Here is a 23,554-nt window from a genome sequence, read left to right as displayed (position 1 = left end):
TTGACCTATCTAAGAGCATCTGTTCAGTTAAAAATGGGACTGAAAAAGGACGTAAGTTTCAAATCTGCTTTTGAAGCAATTCTAAGTATTTTCGGTCTAACTTTTCCCCATACCAATCTTCATATTCCACATCCTTCCTTCCGGAATTAAGCACACCAAATGCCCCTGAAAACTCCCAGATACCAAACCCTACCTCCATTTCTTTCAGCACCTTTAAGACATCTCCAAACCATGCCAAAAATACGTCATGTGGGGTCTGATTATATCCGCCGCATTCCCCGCAATGGACGCCCACTCCCTGTGCGATCAAATCACGTCATGGAGAATAATAGTCTCTGATGGACTGGATATCGAGAATAGTTTCTCCTTGGTTTAATGGCCAAGTCACAGGTGGCACAGCCTCGGGATCTTTGTACACCCAGCCAGCTCTGTAATGTGATATCGGAAAAGGATGGTATCCCCGGCAACTTTGGGACAGATCAAGATCCGCCAGTTCTGGAACTGCGATTCCACCTCCACCGTTACCGTCGGCAATGACAATCCGGTTTCTCTTGACGTATTTGATGGTATCCAAAGCCGCTTGGGCCACCCGCCTATAATCCAACACATCCACCGGGCCTCCAGGCGAATGTTGGTCATTTGGATTTTCCCGCTGATATGGCTCATTGACCAGATCAAAGCTCAGTTTTTTCTTTGAAATCCCCTTATACCGTCTCGCCCACATATCCCAATGACCACAAAAAGCCTCCAAGGCTTCTTGATCCTTCCACAGATTATAGGGTTCGACAAATCCTGCATTGATGCAAAACCCCGGTACTCGATGGAGATTCAGGCTGACGTGAAGACCCTGATCCCAGCAGCGCTGGACCAGCCGATCCACTGCTTCCAGCCTTTGCTCATCAAAATTCATCACTTCATCAGGCCGAATAGGACGAGTCCGGTCAAACTCAAGATAACTTGGATAGGATATTGGAATTCTGACAAAATCAAACCCCCAATCTGCAACCCATTGAATGTACTCTGGCTTGGTCACTCTTCCTTGATCAGGGTCATGAGAAAAAAAATCCAACAGATTAAATCCTTTCCAAGCGGGGAGAGTGTTTTTGGGAGGGTTTGTTCGGGAAAAAACCGCAGGTGTTGCACTTCCGACGACTCCTAATCCGGTGGTTAGAATGCTGGTTTGTTTTAAAAAAGTCCTTCGGGAATGCATTTCTTCTTGGGGTTTGCCTGCTTTTACAAGGTAAATTAAAAAATGAAAACCGAAACCAAATCATAAAAAGGAGTAAATGAGGTTTTTAATGATCCGTTAATTGCTCATTTCTGAAACTATTTTTCTCAATTCCGTATAATCTATCAATTAGTTTGTCATGAAAAAACTCCTTTTTCTACTCGTATTTTTGCTCCCATTCTCTTTAAAAGCCCAATTCTTTTTGGCAGGTGGACATTTTAATGGCTCGGTACCTGTCGGAAAATTCAAGCAGGAAACCGGCTCACTCTTTTTGCCAACCCTTTCGGGGATAGCTCTCTATGAATTCCAAACTGCTCCCGTTCAAGTCGGACTGGAATTAGGCTATGGGGTCTATGGTTCAAAATTGGAAAAGCGGACAGATCTTTATCCGGGCTACACAGACGAACTCCGCCTACGCAGAAACAATAATTTGGCTACCGGCATGGTGGTCATTCGCTACCTACCCGCGGTCAATACCAAGTTAACGCCATTTATCGAGGCTCAAATGGGCGCCAATTACCTGTATACCCGCTACAAAATCCGCGAAACCATGCTATCTGAGGATCCGCTGGAAAGTGGTAAAGATTACGGGGATTGGACCTTGGGCTACCGGATCGGAGCAGGTCTGCAAATCCCTTTGGGCTTCAATGATAACTTACGGCTGGAATTCAGAGGAACATTTCAAGATGGAAACAGTGCCCGATTTCTTCAAAAAGGCGACGTGTCTTACCTTCCGGATGATGGGGTTTTTGAATACAATATTCGACGGAGCCCACTTCAGTATATGACTTTTTCGGTGGGAATTATTGGCTATGATGTGTTTCGGTAACTTCTACTTCAAGAATTTCTGAACAAATCTGGCATCTACCCTCTGCTTTTTATCAACTTTTTTTGAGGATAAATTTTCAATCGTAAGATTACCCTGACTGATCTTTCTGCCTAAAATCGGATCCTCGCCGATAAGGCTTTCTTTTGTCATCCTTAATTGTTTTAGATGAGATTTTCCATCCACCTCAAAATAATCTATCCTGAACCTAATTGAACCTGGATGATAGGATGCCATTTTATGAGCAGATGAGCTTGATTCATATGGAAAATACCCTTCCATTGAAGTTATGCTGTATGAATCACGATCAATCCAATAGGAGAAATAGGTTCCTTCCTTACTACCTATACTTACTTTTAAAACAGTTTTATCCTCTTGTTTCGAAATTTTTTCGAAATACCAATCTCCTTCATAAGCCTTAGTATTTTCTAGGAAAGCTACTTTTTCGATATTGTTTTTGAACACAAAAAAATCAGAAATAAATGAATCCTCTTCTCTTCCCTCATCACCATACGGCAAGGTAAATCCAACTAGTTCCGCAGCTTCTACAATGCTGTACTTTTGATCTCCGCTTTTAGAAACTATTTCATCCAAATAGGCCTCATCATTTTCAATAAATCGATTCTTATTTATGGCTTTATTAAATCCTTGTGATTCAATAATTAGCTTCGCACTATAGAAAAAAGTAGAATCCCCATCTTCTATCACCTGTTCATTATAAAGCCCTGAAGATTGATATTTTCTTGTAAAGAAAGTCTCATCCACCTTCATCAAGGCGATGTTAATAAACTCTTGAGGACTCATCCCAATATCAATGACTTGAACTTCTTCCAAATCAGTAGAGGATTCTTCAATCATAAGGCTATTGGATTTCTGTGAATGTAGATTTTCAACAGGAACTGAGAGAGATTTATATCCAATAAATGAAACGATAATGGATTTGTCCGAAAACTCTGGAGGAATACTAAATGTGCCTCGCCCTTTCATATCCGTAACGGTTCCGATAAGTTCATTTTCCACCTGAATATGTGCGAATGGGACAGGCTCTTGAGTTGCCTGATTGAGTATTTCAAAAGAATACGTCTGTGCCTGGGAATCTATCGAAAAACCTAAAAACAAAAGTATTACCATTAAACCTATTTTCATCGTATATCCAGTTTAAACCGATACAATACCAACTCCTCATTATCAGGATTATCCGCGGATCCATCAGCAATGTAATACTTACCTAGCTTTCCTATGACCTTGAAAAAATTGGGGACCTCGACATCTCCAATAAGTTGCTTGTTTTTATAAATCTGCATTCGCTGGGGATTGTCCCCGTATTCATAAGCGAGTGGATCGGAATTACCCAAAGTATATGTTCGAAACAAAACATCTTCTTCCGGAAAAAACTTGACATACTTATAGAATCCCTTTTGTGCCCGATTGATTCTCCAATAATCCTCCCAATCTTCAACCGTAGAAACCTCCACATAAGACTGGTCCATTTCCTGTCCAGAATTCCCAAATGCTTCCTTCACTTCGAAATCCTTGTCTAAGATATAAATCAATGAGTCCGGCTCAAAACTCAAGTATAGTTCATCGCCCACACGATCATGATAATAATAATCAAAATGAGGCAAGAATTTATAGTTTTGATAAATTTTTGGATGTTTCCCCTTTAGCTCCAGTACTTTACCATTCTCAGGATCCACTTTTGCATAGAGATAGGAATCGGTATAATATTCTGGATGCATCACAAAATTGAACTTGGGATTGGACGATTCAATTTTAGTATATAAATATCCATCAATTATTTCAAGCTGATTTCCCCAATATTTGACCTCATAAACACCCGGATCTTCGGGGCTGGGGTTCTGTTCTACATTACTTAAATCGCTTTGATGATAAAAATCCAAAACCGTCCGATTTCTTAATTCATTCTTTTGATCAAAAGTCAAAATCGTGTATCCATCCATAAAATATCGGTAGGTCCCATCCGAGATATGGGTTTGAAACCTTGGGATTTCTGAGGGGCCTTCTCCATTATCAATTAGCGTTCTGAGATAGTTTCCCTCAGAATCAAAGGAAAGAACTCTCATAGCCAGCCGGTCAAAAAAGAGTATCTGATCGTTTTCGATTTCAAAAAATCCTTTGCCTACAAATTGATCATCAAACTCAAATTCGAACTTTTCTAGTTCCTCGAAGTCGGTAATTTTCAGATCAACTTCAACGTTTTTAATAACCAACTCCCTTTTTTTATCTTCAGAGGAACAGCCCCCCAAAAAGATAAGAGCCAACAATAAACTATTCTTCATACGATTTAAATATTTGAAAAAACCAGCTTATAAAATACAAACTGGTTTTTCAACTAATTATTATTCTCCAAATGAAGGCATTTCCCAATCACAAGACTGACCCAACTGGCAATTTATCTCTGGACATGAAGACCTTAAGCTAATTGCATTTCCTGGCAAACAATAACCTTCACCAACTGTGTGACATCGTGCATTAGAACAAGATTCTTCCGCACTTGCCGAACTTAATCCAAAAAACATTAAGCTCAATGTAAGAACAAATGTTCCTAAAATTTGACTTTTTATAGTTTATTTTGTTTGTTTCCTTTTTTCAATATGAAGGCAAGGATTTTAAACCTGAAGATTATAATAATTTGGCCAAAAATAAATCTACAAAACTAAAATACCCCCCCCCTAATTCTAAAAACCAAATTATTTTCAAAAAATCTTAAAAAAAATCTATGTTAAATGATAACTAAACGCCGAGATCCATTTCGTTAAATCACTTCACCCACTCCTCCAAAAAATCCTCATATTCCTCCCCAAAACTTGGATTTAGCATACTAATTACTTTTCCATCTTCGACATTGAGGACGATTCCAGTCATATCGCCTTCAAGGTTTCTCATTCGAAAAGAATCATTCGGATCAAAAATCACCGGAAAAGGAAAATCTTTTTCATGCATCCAACCTCTCAATTTCGCTTCGCTTTTACCCCCATAGTAAAAAACATAGTCGATTTTTGGGAATTTCTCAGAAAGTGACTTCCAATCCATATTAAAGGTGGCCAAATCCCAGGTTAAATTCCGAGTATATACGATTACTTGAAACTCGCTCGCCTCAGTAAAAAAAGGGGGTCTTACTTCCGAATCTAAAGACAACCACCTACACTCTAGGCAATGCTGAATGACTTTACCCGTATTCCCTTGCTTTTCTTTTTTGTATACCCAAAAAATTAAACCAGCAACAAAAACCAGTAAGCCGATCAAAGCACTATTCTTCCAGCCGGCCATATAAAATTACTGGGTTAGAATCTTCCTCCAAAACCTTTAATTGCTCCCGAACCTCTTCGGTCACATTCAATTGATCCAAGCGCTTTATCAAAGCAGGTGCATAGGCAATAAATAAAACATGGTTTCCATCCAATGCAAAAGGGGAATAATACTCAGGGAAGTCATTCATGTTAAGTTGAAACTTTTTACTTTTTCCCGTTTTTCGATTCACAACGACCAATTCATTTCGGTTTTCTTTTTCCTTCTGAAAAGCAACATACCCTAAAAAATAGTCTTCATTTTCGAAAATCGAGTAGCTATCTGTAAACCCATTTTTATTCAATTGCTCAAATAACTCAAAAGGATCTTCTATCTCCCAAGTTTCATCCGGAATGGAATAAGAACCAAAATCAAAACTTTTGACCTGCTTCAAGGTATCCCCCACCACTTCATAAATCTCAGGAAATAACGGTTCTCTCAACAGCAAGCGATCATTTCCCTCAAAAAAAGACTGCGCTGCAAGCGGAAGAAGGGATTCATTGAAATCATTGAAAAGGAGTTTTGTTATTACCTTCCCTTCGGCATTTATTTTCTGAAGCCGGTAATCACCTACTGCTTTGTTCATCCCAGAATAAAACCAAAAACTCCCATCTTCATTGGGGTAAAAAGAAAAGGCCGAAGCCTCTGTTTCAAGGGTCTTGACCAGGCTATGATCAGGTATGGAAAAGAAATTCAAATCGGTGTGATCCCCTTTCCCAGTATTTAAAAGCAAGGTATCGCCTTTGACCCGAAACTCCTCAAAGCGCAAAACCTGACCGGGAGCCTCTCCGACTTCTACGATTCGGCCTAGGTGCTCACCTTCCAATGAAAAGTGATGAATGGCTTTTGGCCCATTGTAGTTGGATACAAAAAACCCATGGTTTGAAAACACTGCCCTCAGTTCACTTCCTAGTAATTCTAAGCTATCCGAACCCAGCAAAATCGCCTTTTCGATGAGCAGTTTATTTTCTTGAATCGGAATTTTATCCAGTTGAATGGTTTCACCTTGATTCGAATTTTTCTCAGAAGAATTGCAGGCAAAAACCCCTATCAGTAATCCTAAAAAAAGATAATGAATAATTTTCATACGCCTTAAACTTTACTTTGAGGCACCATTAAGCGAAGAGATCAGGTACACGAATCATTTCTTTCTCTTCCAGAACTTCCAGTTCCTTTTTCTCCGTACCTTTTTCTCTTTCAATTCTCCCTCTGTTACAACCGCTAATTTCTCTTTCTTCCAAAGGAAAACCGGCAATGCCCAAAACACTCCAACCATACTAAATACCAATCCTCCGATTGTCCCAATGGCGAGGGAAAACCAGAAAATCTCATTTTGGCCCTCAATCAAAAAAGGAATCAGACCAAAGCAAGTGGACATGATCGTCAACAAAATCGGGATCGCTTTGCCCGCTACGGATTTCAGCACATTCCGGTTGTAATTGCCTGTCGATCGATTATTCAGATCATTGACGATAAAAATCCCGGCATTGACCGCCAAGCCTCCCAGCATCACAAAGGCCGCATATCCTCCCTGATCAAAATAGAAATCAAAAAGGGAAAAAATCAAAAACAACCCAATAAAGCTGATTGGTATGATGGCAATGATGTACAGTGGCTGCTTGAGATTTTCAAATAAAACCGCACAAATCATAAAAATCCCCACGATTAACAATCCTATCAGCGCATATTGTCGCTTGGCCTTTTCGTAGCTGAAAGACCAGGTTTGCTTGTCCGCCGTATATCCAATAGGCATGATTTGTTCCATTTCCTCCAGGACTTCATTGAGGTACTCATTGCCAAACTTGGCCGAACCCATATACTCAAAAGCAACTGCTCGGATATACTGCCGATCTTCTTTATTCAGCGCATTGGTCGTCGTCTCTTTAGTCAAGGTGCCAAAATCGGAGATTTTGTAAATTCTGTTTTCGCCACCAATCAGCCCCTTTTGCTCCAGGTCAAACTTGCTAAAATCATCCGAATTGGCTTCTCGGATCACCAACCCATAGTTTTTATCTTCCAGTGTCAGGCCGCCCGTGGCACCCTGCGGTTTGCTGAGGTCCAGCATAGTATTGATCAGTTGATACTGATTGGTTTTTCCCAGTGCGATCTGATTCTGATCGAGTCGAAGTACATATTCCTCAGTCTTCTGCTCACCCCAGGATAGGCGCTCATTGGTATTCACTTCCTGAATCCGCTTATGCTTTAAAAGCTTTTCGGCCAAAATCTCTGCCTGACGCTCCAGTTCGTCAAAATTATAGCCCTTCATCGTCACCCTGAAGGACGGAATCCCTTCTCCCCCACCTCCGGTATAAAATCCCTGACCCACGCCGTAAATATTCCATTGGGCCCCACTCCAATCGGTGGATTTCACTGACAGTTTCCCTTTGAGCTGATAGGGCAAAGCGGAAGTTTCGTAAGCTTCTTTGAAGGTAATCTCAATACTTCCCTGCTGTCCGGAATAGACTGTGGTCACAAATTTATCGATTCCCTCCACGTCCTTGAGATAAGCCTCAAACTCCCGCATGATAAAATCCATCTGATCCAGGGTATTGCCAAAAGGCAAGCGGGCAGAGACGTAAAGTCGGGTTTTGGCGGCTTCGCGGTAGGAGCTTTTTTCAAAAACGCCCCGAACAAACATCCTAAGAGAACCGCCTAAAGCCTTGTCCACATAGGGTCGGATTTCCTCCTGATAAAAGGTATTACCGATGGATTTATTGTACCACTCCTGATCCTCCCAGCTTGCCGGCAAATAGAATATCGGCAAACCAAAAAGCAAGATTAGACCAATGATAAAAGCCTTTCGATAGCGGGCCGTCCAGCTGATGGAATTTTCAAATCGGCGCAGGTAATTGACTCGCTTACGCAATTTTGGGATAGTCAGCTTTCTCCCTTTTTTTGCAGATTCTTTAAAGAGTAATTCGTAAAATGCCGGTGTGAAAACCAAGGCGATCAATAGGGAAATTCCCAACATCACCGAAACCACGATGGAAAACTCCGTTAGATTTTTCTGATCCTCCTCTGGGAGAAAAAACACAATCATCAAGGCGGCAATCGTAGTCAGGGAAGCGGCCAATAGTGCCACAAAAACTTTGCGGTTTTTATGCTTGTGCAAATGATCAATCATTATGATCGCATTGTCCACAATCAGCCCAAAACTAATCGTCAAACCCGCCAGGGAATAAAGGTGAATATCCACTTTAAGGAAATACAGGACAATGGCGCACAAACTCAAATTGATCACAATGCCCAAAAAGAGAACTGATAAATACTTGAGATTTCGGTTGATCAAAAAGATAAAAACAATCAAAATCAGGATCGAAAGCCCCGATCTCTTGTAAATCTTATCCAGCTCCTTTTCCAAAAACTCCGTGTCGTCTCGCTCCAGCCGAACATCAAAACCCGCTGGAAGTAGAACTTTGGCGTTTTCAATCGCAGTTTTCAGATTTTTTGCCAGCAGGACCTTATTGACTCCATCTCGATTGAATACCGTCAGCGTCACTGAATTATTCCCGTTGATCCGGAAATAACTGGAAGCTTCCGCCTCCTCCAAAGTCAATTTGGCGACATCCCGGAGAAAAATGTCCTTGCCATCCACCTGGGTAATCGGCAGATTTTCCAATTGGTCCATATCCTGGAGGGATCGATCGACCTTGACAAAGAGCATTTTGCCTTCATTATTCAAGACCGCCCCGGGATAATTCTGTCCAAAGGCACTGTTGATTTGACTGCTTAATTGACCTCTTGTGAGTCCATAGGATTGCAGTTTTTGGATATCAAAGGTGATAAAAAGTTGCAGATCTGTAGCTCCGCGAACCGTCACTTCCTCCACCTCTTCGAACCGCGTCAAGGCCGGCTTTAGGACATCCTCGGTGATTTTTTTGATTTCAAATGCCGCAAAAGGACCATTAACCGAATAGGTCAAAATAGGTGTTTTCTCGGTATTTCGAACCTGTTCACTTTGGGAAACAGTGGGATAACTCAGCCGACTATCAAGCTGGGGATAGATTTGACGGATCAGCGAAAGCACTTCAAACCGCTTTAGCTCCATATCGGCCTTTTTGTCAAATCGAAGTGTAATCGATCCCCGATCGTAATTGGAAATCGAGTTGATTTTTTTGAGCTCCGAAAGTTGGGAAAAAGCTCCTTCCAGAGGGGAAGTGGCCAGTTTTTCGATAATTTCTGGTGAAGATCGGGGAATCCCATACGAAATACTCAGCACGGGTTCCCGCTCTCGAGGATTCAAATCCACCGAAAGAAGTGGAATCACTGCAAAACCCATGATCCCCACTACAATAAAAGATATCAGTACGCGAAATGGTGTCATCTTACCCCTCCTTCAATTTTTTCTTGGACACAAAAAACCAATACGCCAAAGGCACGAAATAAATCGCGGTGATCGTTCCCAAGGTCAATCCACCAATCACCGAATACACCAGTGGCCGTTGCAAATCCGCACCCAATCCCGAACTGAAAATAATCGGAATCAATGCCAAAATCGTCGTGATCGAAGTCATCAAGATAGGCTTGAGTCGGATCTGTCCCGCTCGATGAATCGCCATTTCCAAAGCTACTCCGGGATTGATTTCGGGACTTTCGACATAATCCTTTCTCAATCGATTAATCGTATCAATCTTTAAAATCGCATCATTCACCATGATTCCCAGCATCACCACCAGTCCGATAGCAGACATGACATTGAGCGAAGAGCCCGCGGCCAAAAGGACCACAAATGCCCCCCCTATTCCCAGCGGTAAAGTCAGTACCACAATCAGGGGCTGAATAAAACTTTCAAATTGTGCAGCCAAAATAAAATACAACAGCAGAACTGAGATAATCAAAATCCCGATCAGCTGCTGAATATTCTCCCGGTCCCGAAAATATTGGCCGACCATTTCCACTCCCATATTCCGATCAGCACCCCAGCGGATAAAGTCCGGGGCAAGCTCATCAGGATTGTTTTCAGTCACCAAAACAGATTGGTAAATTCCTCCTTTATCTGCTGTGACAAACTTGTATTGATCTTCATAGCGGTAATCTACAAATTCCCCCAAGGTGTAAAATGTCGAGTCCGATCCTGTAATCTGAGTAGAACGCAGCAAGTCCTCGAATCGAGCCTCAGACTCTTTGAGCCTGATCGGAGTCACTTCTCCAAATCGGCGAATGTCTGTAATCGTAAAAGAGCCAAATAGTCGGGAAAGCTGCTCCTGCACCTGATCCACAGGGATCTGATAGGTGGCCAAGCGATCTGCTCTAAGCGTGAAAACCACCGAAGCCTCTTTTTGCAAGCCCGGACCCCGCTCCCATTCCTCGGTTGGAAACTCACTCAGCCAGGGATCCATTTTCTCTTCAGGAATCGGTTCTTTCCCTGTCAAATCCTTCCATCGCACTTCATAAAAAGGCATATTTGAGCTAAACAACTGATCAAATGCATTGGGAGCATCGCCGAGTTTGAAATTAGCTCCCGGATAATTTTCCCGGACATAGGAATCCAGACTATTGAGCATTTGATCTTTTTCTTCCAATCCCTCAAAAAGAAAATAAAGCAAGGACTGTTGAATGGAATTTTCCCCATCAAATAACAAAAACTGACGAACTCCGACATCGGCTTCGGCCTTTTGGTATTGTCCCCGCATGGCCTGCATTAGCGTTGCTATACGATCTTTGTTTTCAGAGGCCGAGATCGGCTCATTCCAATCGATTTCCAAAGTTGCATCGGTTTTTTCGATTGGGGGCAAGCCTTCAGTCCCCAAGATGAAAGCAATAGCCAGTCCGAGGGGAATTAAAATTATAAATAGTCCCATTGCCATCCCCTTGTTGCTAAAAACCAAATTATAGCCTCTTTCATATAGCCCCAATACCCGCTGGAAAAATGGATTCTCTCCCGAATCTTCCGCTTTTTTGCTCCGGGTAAAAAAGATAAAATACAGCAAAGGCAAAAGGACAAATGCTACCAAAAGCGACACCGACAAAATAGCGGTTACTGCGATAGCCTGATCATAAAATAATGCCCCGGAAATCCCGCTCAAGAATACCAACGGCACAAAAACCGAAAGTGTCGTCAATACCGAACTGATCAAGGCACTCATCACTTCATCCACCCCGGAAACACAGGCCTCAAAAAGCGAAAGGCCAGCTTCCCGCTTTCGGGTAATATTATCCAAAACGATGATTGCATTATCAATCAGCATCCCGATTCCCAGTGCCAATCCAGACAGAGAAATGATATTGATCGAAATATCAAAGAAATAAAAGACCAAGAAGGAAATCAGCAGAGAAGAGGGCAAACTCACCCCTATAATCAGCGGAAGCCGATAGTCTTTCATAAAGAGAAAAAGCACGCCAAAGGCGAAAATCCCACCAAACAAGAGCGAAGTTTGAAGATTGGAAATGGCGGCATTGAGCAAATTGGACTGGTCCTGGGTCAGGTCAAATTCTACCTGAGGATAATCCTCTCGAAAAAGCTCCAGCGCATCTTTTAGCTCTGGCATTAGCTCGTTCATTTTGGCGGCCGCCTGCTTATGCACGGTAATGACCAAGGCTTCTTTTTCTCCAAACAAATGATACCCCAGCATTTCTTTAGCCTGATAGGAGACTTTAGCCAATCTTCCCAAGGGTATGATCGCCCCATTGGGTGATGACACAGGCAGTGATTCGATATCTGAGGGCGTATCCACCCGGGTTGCTAATCGGAGATAATATCGGAACTGTCCATCCTTCACTGAGACACCCGGCAATTCGGAATTTCCCGCCTCGATCGCCGAGATCACATCTTGCTGGGTCATGCCCAGAGCACGGATCGCATCCTCATTCGGCTCGACCGTGATAATTCGTTCCTTTTTGCCATTGATATCCACCAGAGAAACCCCGGGCAGCTGCTCGATGCGTTTTTTCAGGACGTTTTCTGCCAAGAGACTGACTTCTATTTCATCCACTCCTTCTTTCGGGATCACCTGAACGCGGGCCACAGGAATATCCGAAGTGTTGATTCGGATGACCTCAGGACGAGTGAGTCCTTCCGGCAGGGAATTGGTAATGCGGTCGATTTTTTCATTGACATCAATGTAGGCCAGCTCCATCTGTGTCGAATAGTCAAAAGTCAATCGGATGGTCCCGACTTCGGAACCGGCTTTGGAGTCCATTTCCTCCAGTCCATTAAGCGTAATCAGTCCTTCGCGAATGTTACTGAGTACATTCTGCTCGATGGCTTCGGGAGAGGCATTGGGATAGTTTACCTTGACTACAATCTGAGGCACATCGATCGGCGGAAGCAGCGATATCGGCAACATCCGCAAAACGATGAAGGAAAAAACCATCAAGGCAAAAAATGTCATGAAAACCGCAATGGGACGGGCAAGTAAAAATCGAACCATAGTTTATTCTGTTACGATTTGGACCGGAGCCTGATGTGCCAGCTGTAGATTATTGGTCGTGATGACGGTACTTCCGGAGGGGATTCCCTCAAGTATCTCGATCTCTTGTCCATTGTCTTTACCCACTTCTACATAGTTCCAGCGGGATTCGTTATCCTCTATAGTAAAGACTACTGCCCGACCGGAGCGATAGACTACTGCATCCTTGGGTACCACGAGTGAGTTAGACTGCGGAGCTCGGATAATTGCTCGGGCATTCATTCCCGGAAGGAGATTAGCACTCGAAGTAAGACGGATCACTACCTCGACCAATCCTCCTTCGTCCACTTTGGGATTGATTCCCAGCACTCTTCCCTCCAGGGCAGTTTGGGAGTTGGACACAGGGTAAACTTCCGCTTTCTGATTGATAGAAATCAGACCAATATCGGATTCGAGGACTTTGACTCGGAGCTCCAGCCTATTCGTGCTGAGGATTTCGCAAAGTTCAGCATTGCTACTGATCAAGCTTCCCTCCTTAAATTTAAGATCGGCGATTTTTCCTGCTATCGGAGCTTTGACCTCAGTGCGTTCCAAATTAAATTCGGCTTCTTTGAGCTCAATTTCAGCTAAAAACACCCCGTTTTTTGCTTTGAGCTGTTCCTCGAGAAATTTCTTTCGCTCCTCATCGCTCGATTCAAAATCCCGAGAAAAACCCAACTTATCATTTTCGAAGGCTGCTTGGGCATTTCGAAGCGCGATTTTGGCTTTCTCTAATCGAATCTGAGCCTCATCGGCATTTAATCGGGCAATTACCTGCCCTTTGCTTACCGTCTGACCTTCTCGGATCGGCAATTCGATTAGATAGCCTGCCTGCTCGATCACAGCTTTGACCTGTGCCGCCGCCTCGAGTTTCCCTGTGGCATTGATGAGGTAATCAAAGCTTTTGGTCTCTGCAGTAGCTACCCGGACTTCGGTCGCTGCGACTTCGTTTCTAAAAGATTCTGCTGGTATTTCTTCCTGCTTTTCGGTGTCTTCCTGACAAGAAAAACTGAAGCCCATCAAAAAGATCAGGGCGAAATAGTGGAGATTTTTCATCTAAATAATCGTTAGAACCCTAATAAAGTAATTTATTGAATTGAATCAAAAAAAGCCTAAAAAAAAGCTGTTAAAAAAAGTGAATTTTAAATCTTAGAAGGATTTTGTATCAAATTTCAACGGAAAAATCTGTAGCTGAAGATTTCGAAAAGTTTTTATTCATTAAAAAATGGCCGCATTTCCTCATGGATTTCTTCACGTAAGGTTTTTAGCTTTTTGGCGTATTCCTGAAGCTTGATTTCTTGAGGAGTCTGGGGAATCCAAGGCTTCACTTTTTGGGGTTCGCCATGTTCATCGACCGAGACAAAGATGATAATGCAGTGGGTTTTCTTTTCAAATTCCTTTTCCGAAAAATCTCGTGAGTACACCTCCACCATAATATGAATGCTGGAGTTTCCGGTATAAATCACCGCCGCATCGATTTTGACCACTTCACCGATATTAATGGGCTTGTAAAAATGGATTCCACCCACATAGACCGTCACACAGTAGGTTTCCGACCAGGTGCGGGCACAGGTGTAGGCCGCCTGATCGATCCACTTCATGACGACACCACCATGGACTTTCCCTCCAAAATTCACATCGGAAGGCTCACTGATAAATTGAAAGGAGGTTTTGTGTAGGGTGTTCATAGGAGAGTTTTTTGGGTCAATATAGTTAATAGTCAAAACAGAACCCTAAGAATAGCTTCAAACCTTTCTTTAAAAGCAATCAGTTAATCCAACTATTAAAATATCCACACGAACATTTAGAATTCACTAGATAAAAATTGAAAATGTGAAAGAACTCACTTAATCGAGGTCAATTCATCAACACTAACTACTTTTATTTGAGTTTTTCCTGATTCATTAGAATTAAGAATATCATAGAGCCAAACCTGATCTTGCAAAGCACCCAAAAATTGAAATTCATTATAATCGATGGAATAAGTTTTTAATTCTTCGGTACTTAAATCCATTATAGAAATAAAATAATGGGAAGAAAATGGCGCTTCATTTGGATCATCATAAATTATATCTTTGGATGGCTGGTACAGTATAAATACATAATTTTCTGATGATTTAATGAATTGTAACTCAAAATTATAATCTAAAGCTTTGCTAATTTCGGAAGAACCAAAATTATTCTTAATAATATATTCAATCTCTTGGTTACTTCTTGGAAGATCTAAGTCAAATAAATTAGTTAATATAAATTTACTTTTTGAAAAATTGAATTTATACTCATACAAATATTTCAGAGGATTAAACATAACATAATATCTATCATTCACTTCATTATAAGTGAAGTGAAACTTAAATCGCTCATAAGCTTTATCCAAACTTAAATTTGATGGAAATTTAAGCGAATAATCATAATTTTTATTATTTATGGATTTTATCCGAACAAAATTCTTTTGACTCAAATCATTAGGATCAAATGAATTACCTAATTCCTTCAATGGAAAGCAAGGGTTTCCATTCTGAGAAATAATTACGCTATCTTTTCCAGAAACTTTATAAAAAATCTCATAAAACATGGCATCGAAAGAATCACAATTTTCAAAACTATCTTCTATTTCTTCATTAAAAGAGTTAGTTTTAAAATCAAACTTTCTTATGGTAGAATTTGATGCGATGAATAATTCATCATGGTTAGAAGACAACCCAACGCCTTCAATAATCTGTCCTTGAATTTTATTTGGGCCATCACCTAGAGGATCAATTGTTCTTTCGCCTCCCTCAAAAAACTGTTTGATTTTTCTATCGCCAAAATCAAAAATAACGACCGATGAATCTCTCGAAAAAACTGGAATTGGTAGAATTAGAGGTGTTTCAAAATTTATATAGACTCCAACTGATTCAGTCTTATCTAGTGTTAATTCTGAAAATTCTAAATTGGGTATTACTTCTCTTTGATAAGAGAAGTTCATTTCATTTCCACCACAAGAAAATAAAGTAATAAAAATAAATTTGGACAGGTTATTTCTCATATTACTCTTTCAGAAAAATCCTGCCCTTTGTTTTTAAAGGGCAGGAATCCTAAATTTAATTATCCTCCGATTGTTTTTACTGGACATGGATCAACAATGGAATAACATTCACGTGAAACATTATCCAATACACAAACATCCTTTCCGTTAATTTTAATATTGTAACCCAATTGGATATACCCACAGTTCTGAGCAGTTAAGATCAATGGGGAAACACTTAAAACCAAGAAGGATAAGAGACATAAAACTAATTTAATTATCTTCATTTTGAAAAGAATTTACGTTGGTGAGCCCTAAAACCCGGCGGGCTCTTTACCGGTTGAAAAATACTATCGATTGGCCAATACCTTGATCTTTCGTCGGTCAAACTAGAACCTGATTCCTAAACTTGCAAGTAAATTTTGAAAAAAAAACGACCTGATCATAAATTACTGATTATCAGCGATAAAAATTTACTCGAATAGAAGGGGCATAGTTAGAAAAACTTACTAGACTTTCACTATCAGGCACTTACCATATCGGCCAAGACCAGGAAATGGGTCTTTTCCTCGGCAAAATAGCCTCTTCATACCTTCGGATTCGGATCGTGCCTCGAGCATTTCCTTCCATCTGATTATAGAGCCTGTTCATGTCCCGAATGGTCGCAAGTTCCAATTTCACCCGGGCGATCCCGACCGACCGCATATCCAAAACGGTAGCCGCTCCCCGCGACAGATCGATGATCCGAAGCGAACTCTTAGGCAAGCGATCATTAATTCGTACCTAACCTATATTCAAGCCTAACTAAAATGAGGTCTTCCTTAGTGGGGTGGTTTCTGATTAAATATAAATTTTTGTCATCCCCTCCCACTAATCTTTGGAATGGACTTGTTGAAATTGAGTAACTCTTATAATTCTTAATATCTTCTAAAAGCAATAATCCTTCGTGTTTTTGGTTGGAATGCTCCTGATTAAAGTGATTAATTAAATTTGACCCAATCAAAGTATCATTCAAAATCTTCAACGTATAAAAATTATCACTCATTTTTTGCCCAGCAATTTCTCCCCCGTCGTAGGGTATTAAATTAAGGTCCGTTTTTCCTGTTCCAATTTCGTAAGTGGTTATTGGATCTGAGTTTTTTGCAAATACTTGGATTTCATTTGAACCAATAGCTTCTCTTAAAAAGAAATCATCTTTATAAAAATCTACTGTATAGATCCCTTCGCTCAACGCATTTACATTATCGCTTATTCGTTGATCCGAAAACCCTCCAAAAAGATTTTCTATTTCTCCAGATTTCCGGTCAAATTTTCCTATAAACTTACTCTTACTGAGAAATTCTCCGTGTCCACCTCCTCCACTTTCATCAGACATTATTCCAATGTAAAATGAATTTTTATCAGGATCTAAATAAAAAACGTTTCCGTATGGAATATATCGATGTGCATGATTTTTTGGACTTTCCAGTTTTATTTCTTCAATAATTTCAAAATCCGAATCAAGCCAAACAATTTGATTCCTAGCAGGAAAAAATAAGTATAGAGAAGAATCCTTTTCATCATAATGAACATTTAAAAGGGTTTGTTCTGGCATGATGGAAGTAGTGTCAAAGTCTATTGATTTTGAAATCTTATTATCGTCCATATCAAACCAAAAAGCTTTTCGAGCATGGTGGATAATCAAATTCTTCCTTGAAGGAGTCATTCTATATCTCCCAAAAGGCGCTTGAATACTTCCTACATTCAAAAAGGTGGTATCGGAATTGATAATCTCTAAAGGCAAATCAAGCTTTACATCATTATTTTGATTGCAAGCCATCAAACCAGTGAAAAAAAGGAAAAATAGCAGAAAATTTTTCATAAAGAGTAAAAATCAAATTCTTCCCACATAGACCGTCACACAGTAGGTTTCCGACCAGGTGCGGGCACAGGTGTAGGCCGCCTGATCGATCCACTTCATGACGACACCACCACGGACTTTCCCTCCAAAATTCACATCGGAAGGCTCACTGATAAACTGAAAGGAGATTTTGTGTAGAGTTCTCATAAAGATCTAATTTGACGAAATAACCAAACTGGTGATGAAATATAAGGATTATTTGAGAAAATATTAAATTCAAATATAAATTCCGCATCTGGAATATTTCAATGAAAATATTTAAATAAAAAAATATCTAATATAAAATAAAAACAATTTAAATATCCTAAAAAAAATAATTAACCACTAATCTTGAAACGATCCATAAAATAAATTAATATTCAAAATACCATATTGGCTCATCATCATTTTCATTTACAGTAACATAAAATCTCCTATTTTTTTCATCTACAGCCAAAGAACTAGCATCCAACCCCAGTTTATACTCTTGAATGATGTCGCCCTCCCAATTCATTTTATATACTGACGAATTTTTTACGAAGATTCCTGTCACATGTTGATTTAACTTATTATTTGACGACAACAAATAAATATAATCATTTGTAATAGCCAAATCTATTGCATTTATAACGACTTCTGTTTGCAAATAATTATCTTCCCTTAGCATATTTCCATATTGATTAGTTGAATCGTACGTGATTGCCTTGATGAAATTTCCTTTTAAATCAAAAAATTCTAATTCTCCAGTTAAAATTGGGGCAACAAGAATAATATTCCTATCTAAATTTACCGCTCCAACAGATTGAAAAACATAAGGCAGATTTTCTGTTTTAATAAATTCAAAACCTTTAAATGAAAAAGGTTTAATTTCACTTTTATTAGATCTGTGATTATCTATAGCTATAGCTCCACCTATTTCGGGAACATAAACATTTGTAGAATCTGTTAAATAGAGAATAGTTGTTGGATAAAGAGTTAAACCTTTAAGTTTAAATTTTTCGTAATCCCAAATCCCAGAACCAAACTCTTTATTAGGCCAAAATTTAAAATAATTAAGATTTGCAAGATCAAAAATTGAAATAAAGTCTTCTTCCTCTCCATTAATTATTTGTGAAGAGAACTTAGGAAATTTTAAATCTAAAGGCAATTCATTTAACTTTCCAAAACCATTGATATATTTTAATTCAGAATTATACAATTTAAATATTAAAGTATCCTTTAAATTAAGGATCAACAAATCACCATCAATTACCTTAACATTTGGAACTCCAAAAACGTGAATCCCAGATTTCAGGGGCTTTAACGAAATTGAATTTGAAATAGGAGTTGAATTAAAATCCCCATCTTTTTCCTCACAAGAAAATAAAATGCAAAATACAACAAAACTGAATGAGAGTAAATTTTTCATTAGCATAATAAATTGAAAATACCGGGCCATAAAAGGCCCGGTATTATAAATAATCATCAACCTATTTCTGGCTCCTTATTTTGACAAAATTCGCATTCGCCAGATGAATCAAGGTAATTAGTCTTAGCCCATCCACATTGATTGCCACATATCCTTTTCTCAAATGGGCCAGCCCCCCAAGTTGGAACATCTACACAGGAAACTGTAGTACTAATTTGATCTGAATTACAGACCACATCTCCGTAAGTATCAAATTTATTCGAAAATAAAAGCCCGATACTTAAGAATAACGATAGAGTTAATTTTCTCATGTTTTAAAAGAATTTACGTTGGTGAGCCCTAGGATCCGGCAGGACTGCTTAACCGGTTGAAAAATACTATCGATTGGCCAATACCTTGATCTTTCGTCGGTCAAACTAGAACCTGATTCCTAAATTTACAAGTAAATTTCGAAAAAAAAAGAAACGATTTTTTCATAAATTATTGATTATCAGCGATAAAAATTTATTCGAATAGAAGGGGCATAGTTAGTAAAACTTACTATACTTTCACTATCAGGCACTTACCATATCGGCCAAGACCAGGAAATGGGTCTTTTCCTCGGCAAAATAGCCTCTTCATACCTTCGGATTCGGATCGTGCCTCGAGCATTTCCTTCCATCTGATTATAGAGTCTATTCATCTCCTGAATGGTCGCAAGTTCCAATTTCACCCGGGCGATCCCGACCGACCGCATATCCAAAACGGTAGCCGCTCCCCGCGATAGATCGATTATACGAAGCGAACTTTTTGGCAATTTATCATTGATCCGCACCCAACCTATATTCTAGTCTTACCAAGATAAGGTCCTCTTTTGTAGGATGATTTCTGATAAAATACAAATTCTTGTCAATTAGTCAAACGTAACCTTTTTTAGATAAAGGTTTTCATCGGTGCCCCGAATTAAAATACTAAGAGTGTCTTGGTTTACTTGAGGAATAAGAGTCCTTAACTCGTAATAATGCCAAGGCCCCACAAGTTCAGATTCTTTTATAACTCGGTTTTTCAAATCAACCTTCATTATCATTAGACGAAAAAAATCCTCGGGTTTTTCAGGATTTTCTTCACTGAAATTTACATAAGAAAGATAGAAAATCCCATCATTCTTATTACGATCTGTTGCTAATGTCAAAATTTGATTCATTGGACTAGAATCAAACGGAGAATTTTGAAAATAATTCAACTCGGGATTAAAAAACTCACTTTCCAATTCATAAAAATTAAGTAAATCACCATCTAAACTATATTCTTTAAGAATTGGAATTCCTACTGAATTAATTATATATATTTTATCATTTTTGTAGATCACATTTTCACCTTTAACTAAAGCAAGATTACCCTCCGAATAATACTTCGGATAATTGCCAAAACTTTTAATATAACTCCCATCTTTTGCATAAATAGAAATCATTTTTCCTTCCAAAAAACTCTTTTTTATCGGCAAATCCATCCTTTGGCTAATGTAATAATAATCATTAATTTGCTCAAAGAATGGTTGAAAATTTAATCGAGTTGAATTTTCAGGAACTTGAAGTTTAATATCATTTAAAAAATCACTACCTATACTAAAAATATAAATTTTATTAGTCATAAAATTTAGTAATTTTAATGAATCTGATTTTATAAAGGAATTTGAAAAACCAGTTTTAGGCAAAGGATAATTAATATCATCGAGATAGGAATACATTTGTATTTTACTTCCACTTTTCAAATTATAGAGATGTATGGTTGAAAATGATCCATCTCCAAATACCAAAAGAGAATCTTGATAAATTTTAGGATTAAATACAAAATTAAAAGAGCTTCCCTTCTCGTCTAATGCGATCGAATCGTGAAAATATATTTTTCCTGATTCCAAAATGAAATCTTCAGGCTCAGTTATTTCATATTTAGTACACCCAATCAAACATAAAATAAAAAAACATACAAAATTTTTCATACATGGAATTTTGAATTGAAAAAAGGCCAATAAATTGAGTATAAAATATTGGCCTTTTACCTAATTTATCCTTCTACAGTTGCCCCTCTCATAACAGTGATGAGTGTGCCTTCACAATCATAAACTGCAAATAGGGGGTTTTCTGTTACGTACAAAAACGTACAGGTTTCTGCCTTTACTTCCGACACATTCACAAAAAATGCACCGAAAAGACTTAAGCCTAAGACAACTCAATGATCTAATTTAATTCAAAATGATCAATGGTAGAAAACTCAATTCAACCTCCAATTTCAGGATCAGCTTCTTCTTCATCAACTTGAATTTCACAATCAACTATTAGATACCTTGATAAACAAACATATCCCTCAAAATTGTAATAACACTTCCCATCTCTAGTTTCTAAACTTCCAGCTTGACATTCAGCTTTTACTTTAGTCAAATTAGAGAATTGGACTAAACCTATTATAAGTATAAATTACACGGACAACTTTTTTAAAACACTTTCCATAAGATTTTTACTTAATATTAATTTTAAATTTATTACAATTAAATTCAATGAATCATCGTTCAATATCATGACAATTATGTTCCAAATAACCTTCTAGTTCATTGACAGCATTTGGATAATCCGGACTAATTTCAAAATAGGAATTATCTGGATAAATTATAACAGGATAAAATCCTGAAACATTAACTTCAGAAAGTATATCTAAAGAGTCTAAAACTATATTTTCATACTCCAAGACATCATAACCTAATTTGATTTTTAATTTTTTCTTTGAAACAACTCTTGTTAAATAGAAATTTATGCAATTTGACCCTCTATACTTAATCAATAAATTCTCAGCTGAACTTATGCAACCTGGACAGCCAGCATTCGGAATAATGATAAACGGAACTTCACTTTCCAGATTTTCTGAAGGATAAATTTTTGAGATTTTAGAATTTATAGAATCACAACCCATTAACATTAAAAGCATCAAATATAAGTAAATCTTCATTATCTTGAATTTTTTCTAAATAAATATAACCGTCATCTACAAACATAGAACCCATAAAATAAGAATTCTCTGGTAATAAGATCACATCAATCACTTTAAACTGATTATCCAAAATTTCTATTGAATTGGGGCCATAAATAGAAAAACTACCTGAAAATTCCTCTATATACTTTTCATCAAATGGTTCCTCTATCAACCGATAGTATAAATTATTCTTACTATCAAATTTAATACTTGAATAATACCTTTGGCCCATTTGATGCTTTGCCTCTTCAATGATATTAGGCACAAATTTACCTGAATTATATGACAAGGGCTCAACATCAAGATCCTCACCCCCTAAAACGGAAATCTTTTCATAATTATCATTATTAAAATCATAAACGTATAAATTATTATCTATCGGATAACTTATAACCATCAAATTATCAATTGGATTATAATCATGGAAAATTTGATAAAATTGAACTCCCCAAATTGCATTCTTATATGTATCAGGATAAGAGATTTTATAGGTTTTTGAGGAATCTTTAATATTTAAAAACGTAAATGATACCTCTGGAAAATCTTGATTATTATAATATTCTTTTTGCGAACCCCAGCTATTCAAAACTATATGATCTCCAACTTTGAATAAAGGTCTCCTTCCACCGACTTCTGGCCTAACACCTACTCCTTCATCATCCACAAAATATCTATTTAGAACTACTTGATTAGAATCTATCAAATAAAGCCTAGCGCCGCCATAAGAGTATAAAAATATAGAATCCAAGCGATGAATGAAATAGGACGAAATATTGCCAACTCCATTTTCACCCTCTCTCTCGAAAGGAATTATCCGATCAACTTCTGAATCATTTTTTTGATAAAAATACAAGGAATTACTCTTTCTATTCAAAAAGGTAAAGTACTTTATTCCGTCAAACTCATAAACTCTGGACTCCGGATTTCTACCTGCTGATAGACTATCTAAATTAAAAACCAAACTATCTACTCTTTTCAAATTTAGATATTCACCGGAAAAAGGAACTTTATTTTCCTTACTTAAATTACAGGCAACACATATTAATATAATCACAAAAACCTGAATTCTCAAAATAAATTTCATACGTCTAAAGTATTTAACAATTTAAGTATAGACAGGAGAAGACTCTCCTGTCTATACGGTATTAGATCAAGTACCAATAACTGGGTCATCTGGATCGGTTTCTTCATCATCATCTGGAACAAAGCAGTGAGTATCCTCATCTCGTTCTAAACAAGCAAATTCTCCATCTTTAAGAAAGCATCGCCCATCTGTACCCTCTGCAGTAGTTAATGTACAATCAGCTTCCACTTCCGATACATTCACAAAAAAAGCACCGAAAAGCATAATAAATAAAACTCCAAGTTTCACAATCGTCGTTTTCATGGTCTTCAAATATTATATGTTCCAAGCCCTAAAACCCGGCGGGCTCTTTACCGGTTGAAAAATACTATCGATTGGCCAATACCTTGATCTTTCGTCGGTCAAACTAGAACCTGATTCCT

The 23,554-nt window shown here is 38.4% G+C and carries 22 protein-coding genes; 1 reads left to right on the top strand and 21 read right to left on the bottom strand.

All coding sequences use genetic code 11. From position 1 onward, the window contains the following. Positions 1–58 precede the first annotated feature (58 nt). Complete coding sequence (locus BM043_RS19825; protein ID WP_317042380.1) at positions 59–310, bottom strand: glycoside hydrolase family 5 protein; 252 nt, start codon at positions 308–310, stop codon at positions 59–61. 6 nt (positions 311–316) lie between these two features. Further along, positions 317–1,210, bottom strand: a complete 894-nt coding sequence (locus BM043_RS11480) for a glycoside hydrolase family 5 protein (RefSeq protein ID WP_317042379.1) — start codon at positions 1,208–1,210, stop codon at positions 317–319. A 157-nt stretch (positions 1,211–1,367) separates the two neighbouring features. Between BM043_RS11480 and BM043_RS11475 the strand changes: the two genes are divergently transcribed. Next, complete coding sequence (locus tag BM043_RS11475; protein ID WP_092791761.1) at positions 1,368–2,057, top strand: hypothetical protein; 690 nt, start codon at positions 1,368–1,370, stop codon at positions 2,055–2,057. A gap of 3 nt (positions 2,058–2,060) precedes the next feature. Here the strand turns inward: BM043_RS11475 and BM043_RS11470 are convergent, their stop codons facing one another. From BM043_RS11470 to BM043_RS11385, 19 genes are all read right to left on the bottom strand, one after another. Beyond that, positions 2,061–3,200 (bottom strand): carboxypeptidase-like regulatory domain-containing protein, encoded by a 1,140-nt coding sequence (locus BM043_RS11470; RefSeq protein ID WP_092791759.1) that lies wholly within the window; start codon positions 3,198–3,200, stop codon positions 2,061–2,063. Beyond that, complete coding sequence (locus BM043_RS11465) at positions 3,197–4,354, bottom strand: hypothetical protein (RefSeq protein ID WP_092791757.1); 1,158 nt, start codon at positions 4,352–4,354, stop codon at positions 3,197–3,199. The genes BM043_RS11470 and BM043_RS11465 overlap by 4 nt, the downstream gene beginning before the upstream one ends. Positions 4,355–4,835: 481 nt before the next feature. After that, positions 4,836–5,345, bottom strand: a complete 510-nt coding sequence (locus BM043_RS11460; protein ID WP_092791755.1) for a hypothetical protein — start codon at positions 5,343–5,345, stop codon at positions 4,836–4,838. After that, positions 5,326–6,450, bottom strand: coding sequence for a 6-bladed beta-propeller (locus BM043_RS11455; protein WP_092791753.1), 1,125 nt, complete (start codon positions 6,448–6,450; stop codon positions 5,326–5,328). The genes BM043_RS11460 and BM043_RS11455 overlap by 20 nt, the downstream gene beginning before the upstream one ends. Before the next feature lie 54 nt (positions 6,451–6,504). Continuing rightward, the gene (locus tag BM043_RS11450) at positions 6,505–9,687 is read right to left on the bottom strand and encodes an efflux RND transporter permease subunit (RefSeq protein ID WP_092791751.1); all 3,183 of its coding nucleotides are present in this window, start codon (positions 9,685–9,687) and stop codon (positions 6,505–6,507) included. A 1-nt stretch (position 9,688) separates the two neighbouring features. After that, the gene (locus BM043_RS11445) at positions 9,689–12,733 is read right to left on the bottom strand and encodes an efflux RND transporter permease subunit (protein WP_092791749.1); all 3,045 of its coding nucleotides are present in this window, start codon (positions 12,731–12,733) and stop codon (positions 9,689–9,691) included. A gap of 3 nt (positions 12,734–12,736) precedes the next feature. Then, positions 12,737–13,807, bottom strand: coding sequence for an efflux RND transporter periplasmic adaptor subunit (locus BM043_RS11440; RefSeq protein ID WP_092791746.1), 1,071 nt, complete (start codon positions 13,805–13,807; stop codon positions 12,737–12,739). Positions 13,808–13,962: 155 nt separating this feature from the next. After that, positions 13,963–14,439 (bottom strand): acyl-CoA thioesterase, encoded by a 477-nt coding sequence (locus tag BM043_RS11435; protein ID WP_092791742.1) that lies wholly within the window; start codon positions 14,437–14,439, stop codon positions 13,963–13,965. A gap of 155 nt (positions 14,440–14,594) precedes the next feature. Further along, on the bottom strand, positions 14,595–15,779 hold the full coding sequence (locus BM043_RS11430; protein ID WP_092791740.1) for a hypothetical protein: 1,185 nt from the start codon (positions 15,777–15,779) through the stop codon (positions 14,595–14,597). A 510-nt stretch (positions 15,780–16,289) separates the two neighbouring features. Further along, on the bottom strand, positions 16,290–16,523 hold the full coding sequence (locus BM043_RS19380; protein ID WP_143189525.1) for an RlpA-like double-psi beta-barrel domain-containing protein: 234 nt from the start codon (positions 16,521–16,523) through the stop codon (positions 16,290–16,292). 7 nt (positions 16,524–16,530) lie between these two features. Continuing rightward, a complete protein-coding gene (locus BM043_RS11425; RefSeq protein ID WP_092791738.1) occupies positions 16,531–17,619 on the bottom strand; it encodes a hypothetical protein in 1,089 nt (362 codons plus the stop codon). Between the two features lie 12 nt (positions 17,620–17,631). Beyond that, positions 17,632–17,805 carry a hypothetical protein gene (locus BM043_RS11420; RefSeq protein ID WP_218144146.1) on the bottom strand — a complete coding sequence of 58 codons (174 nt, stop codon included), beginning with the start codon at positions 17,803–17,805 and terminating at the stop codon, positions 17,632–17,634. 205 nt (positions 17,806–18,010) lie between these two features. Continuing rightward, positions 18,011–19,045 carry a hypothetical protein gene (locus tag BM043_RS11415; protein WP_143189524.1) on the bottom strand — a complete coding sequence of 345 codons (1,035 nt, stop codon included), beginning with the start codon at positions 19,043–19,045 and terminating at the stop codon, positions 18,011–18,013. A 562-nt stretch (positions 19,046–19,607) separates the two neighbouring features. After that, the gene (locus BM043_RS11405; RefSeq protein WP_143189523.1) at positions 19,608–19,841 is read right to left on the bottom strand and encodes an RlpA-like double-psi beta-barrel domain-containing protein; all 234 of its coding nucleotides are present in this window, start codon (positions 19,839–19,841) and stop codon (positions 19,608–19,610) included. Between the two features lie 96 nt (positions 19,842–19,937). Next, positions 19,938–21,023, bottom strand: coding sequence for a hypothetical protein (locus BM043_RS11400; protein WP_092791730.1), 1,086 nt, complete (start codon positions 21,021–21,023; stop codon positions 19,938–19,940). 277 nt (positions 21,024–21,300) lie between these two features. Beyond that, positions 21,301–21,462, bottom strand: coding sequence for a hypothetical protein (locus BM043_RS19500; protein ID WP_177188467.1), 162 nt, complete (start codon positions 21,460–21,462; stop codon positions 21,301–21,303). A 121-nt stretch (positions 21,463–21,583) separates the two neighbouring features. Then, positions 21,584–22,024, bottom strand: coding sequence for a hypothetical protein (locus BM043_RS11395; RefSeq protein WP_143189522.1), 441 nt, complete (start codon positions 22,022–22,024; stop codon positions 21,584–21,586). After that, positions 21,978–23,132 (bottom strand): DUF4221 family protein, encoded by a 1,155-nt coding sequence (locus BM043_RS11390; RefSeq protein ID WP_092791726.1) that lies wholly within the window; start codon positions 23,130–23,132, stop codon positions 21,978–21,980. The genes BM043_RS11395 and BM043_RS11390 overlap by 47 nt, the downstream gene beginning before the upstream one ends. Before the next feature lie 66 nt (positions 23,133–23,198). Beyond that, the gene (locus tag BM043_RS11385) at positions 23,199–23,435 is read right to left on the bottom strand and encodes a hypothetical protein (protein WP_092791724.1); all 237 of its coding nucleotides are present in this window, start codon (positions 23,433–23,435) and stop codon (positions 23,199–23,201) included. Positions 23,436–23,554: the final 119 nt, after the last annotated feature.

The sequence above is a fragment of the Algoriphagus hitonicola genome, from assembly GCF_900113375.1.
GTDB classification, from domain to species: domain Bacteria; phylum Bacteroidota; class Bacteroidia; order Cytophagales; family Cyclobacteriaceae; genus Algoriphagus; species Algoriphagus hitonicola.
Note: the sequence above shows the minus strand (reverse complement) of the source record. Positions and strands in the feature narration are given on the sequence as shown.

Excerpts from the sequence above, each read along its gene's own strand:
- BM043_RS11430 (WP_092791740.1), bottom strand. The coding sequence starts at position 15,779 with ATGAGAAATAACCTGTCCAAATTTATTTTTATTACTTTATTTTCTTGT.
- BM043_RS11475 (WP_092791761.1), top strand. The coding sequence starts at position 1,368 with ATGAAAAAACTCCTTTTTCTACTCGTATTTTTGCTCCCATTCTCTTTA.
- BM043_RS11400 (WP_092791730.1), bottom strand. The coding sequence starts at position 21,023 with ATGAAAAATTTTGTATGTTTTTTTATTTTATGTTTGATTGGGTGTACT.
- BM043_RS11385 (WP_092791724.1), bottom strand. The coding sequence starts at position 23,435 with ATGAAAACGACGATTGTGAAACTTGGAGTTTTATTTATTATGCTTTTC.
- BM043_RS11455 (WP_092791753.1), bottom strand. The coding sequence starts at position 6,450 with ATGAAAATTATTCATTATCTTTTTTTAGGATTACTGATAGGGGTTTTT.
- BM043_RS11395 (WP_143189522.1), bottom strand. The coding sequence starts at position 22,024 with ATGAAGATTTACTTATATTTGATGCTTTTAATGTTAATGGGTTGTGAT.
- BM043_RS11420 (WP_218144146.1), bottom strand. The coding sequence starts at position 17,805 with ATGAGAACTCTACACAAAATCTCCTTTCAGTTTATCAGTGAGCCTTCC.
- BM043_RS11390 (WP_092791726.1), bottom strand. The coding sequence starts at position 23,132 with ATGAAATTTATTTTGAGAATTCAGGTTTTTGTGATTATATTAATATGT.
- BM043_RS11450 (WP_092791751.1), bottom strand. The coding sequence starts at position 9,687 with ATGACACCATTTCGCGTACTGATATCTTTTATTGTAGTGGGGATCATG.
- BM043_RS11415 (WP_143189524.1), bottom strand. The coding sequence starts at position 19,045 with ATGAAAAATTTACTCTCATTCAGTTTTGTTGTATTTTGCATTTTATTT.
- BM043_RS11425 (WP_092791738.1), bottom strand. The coding sequence starts at position 17,619 with ATGAAAAATTTTCTGCTATTTTTCCTTTTTTTCACTGGTTTGATGGCT.
- BM043_RS11470 (WP_092791759.1), bottom strand. The coding sequence starts at position 3,200 with ATGAAAATAGGTTTAATGGTAATACTTTTGTTTTTAGGTTTTTCGATA.
- BM043_RS11440 (WP_092791746.1), bottom strand. The coding sequence starts at position 13,807 with ATGAAAAATCTCCACTATTTCGCCCTGATCTTTTTGATGGGCTTCAGT.
- BM043_RS11480 (WP_317042379.1), bottom strand. The coding sequence starts at position 1,210 with ATGCATTCCCGAAGGACTTTTTTAAAACAAACCAGCATTCTAACCACC.
- BM043_RS11445 (WP_092791749.1), bottom strand. The coding sequence starts at position 12,733 with ATGGTTCGATTTTTACTTGCCCGTCCCATTGCGGTTTTCATGACATTT.
- BM043_RS11465 (WP_092791757.1), bottom strand. The coding sequence starts at position 4,354 with ATGAAGAATAGTTTATTGTTGGCTCTTATCTTTTTGGGGGGCTGTTCC.
- BM043_RS11460 (WP_092791755.1), bottom strand. The coding sequence starts at position 5,345 with ATGGCCGGCTGGAAGAATAGTGCTTTGATCGGCTTACTGGTTTTTGTT.
- BM043_RS11435 (WP_092791742.1), bottom strand. The coding sequence starts at position 14,439 with ATGAACACCCTACACAAAACCTCCTTTCAATTTATCAGTGAGCCTTCC.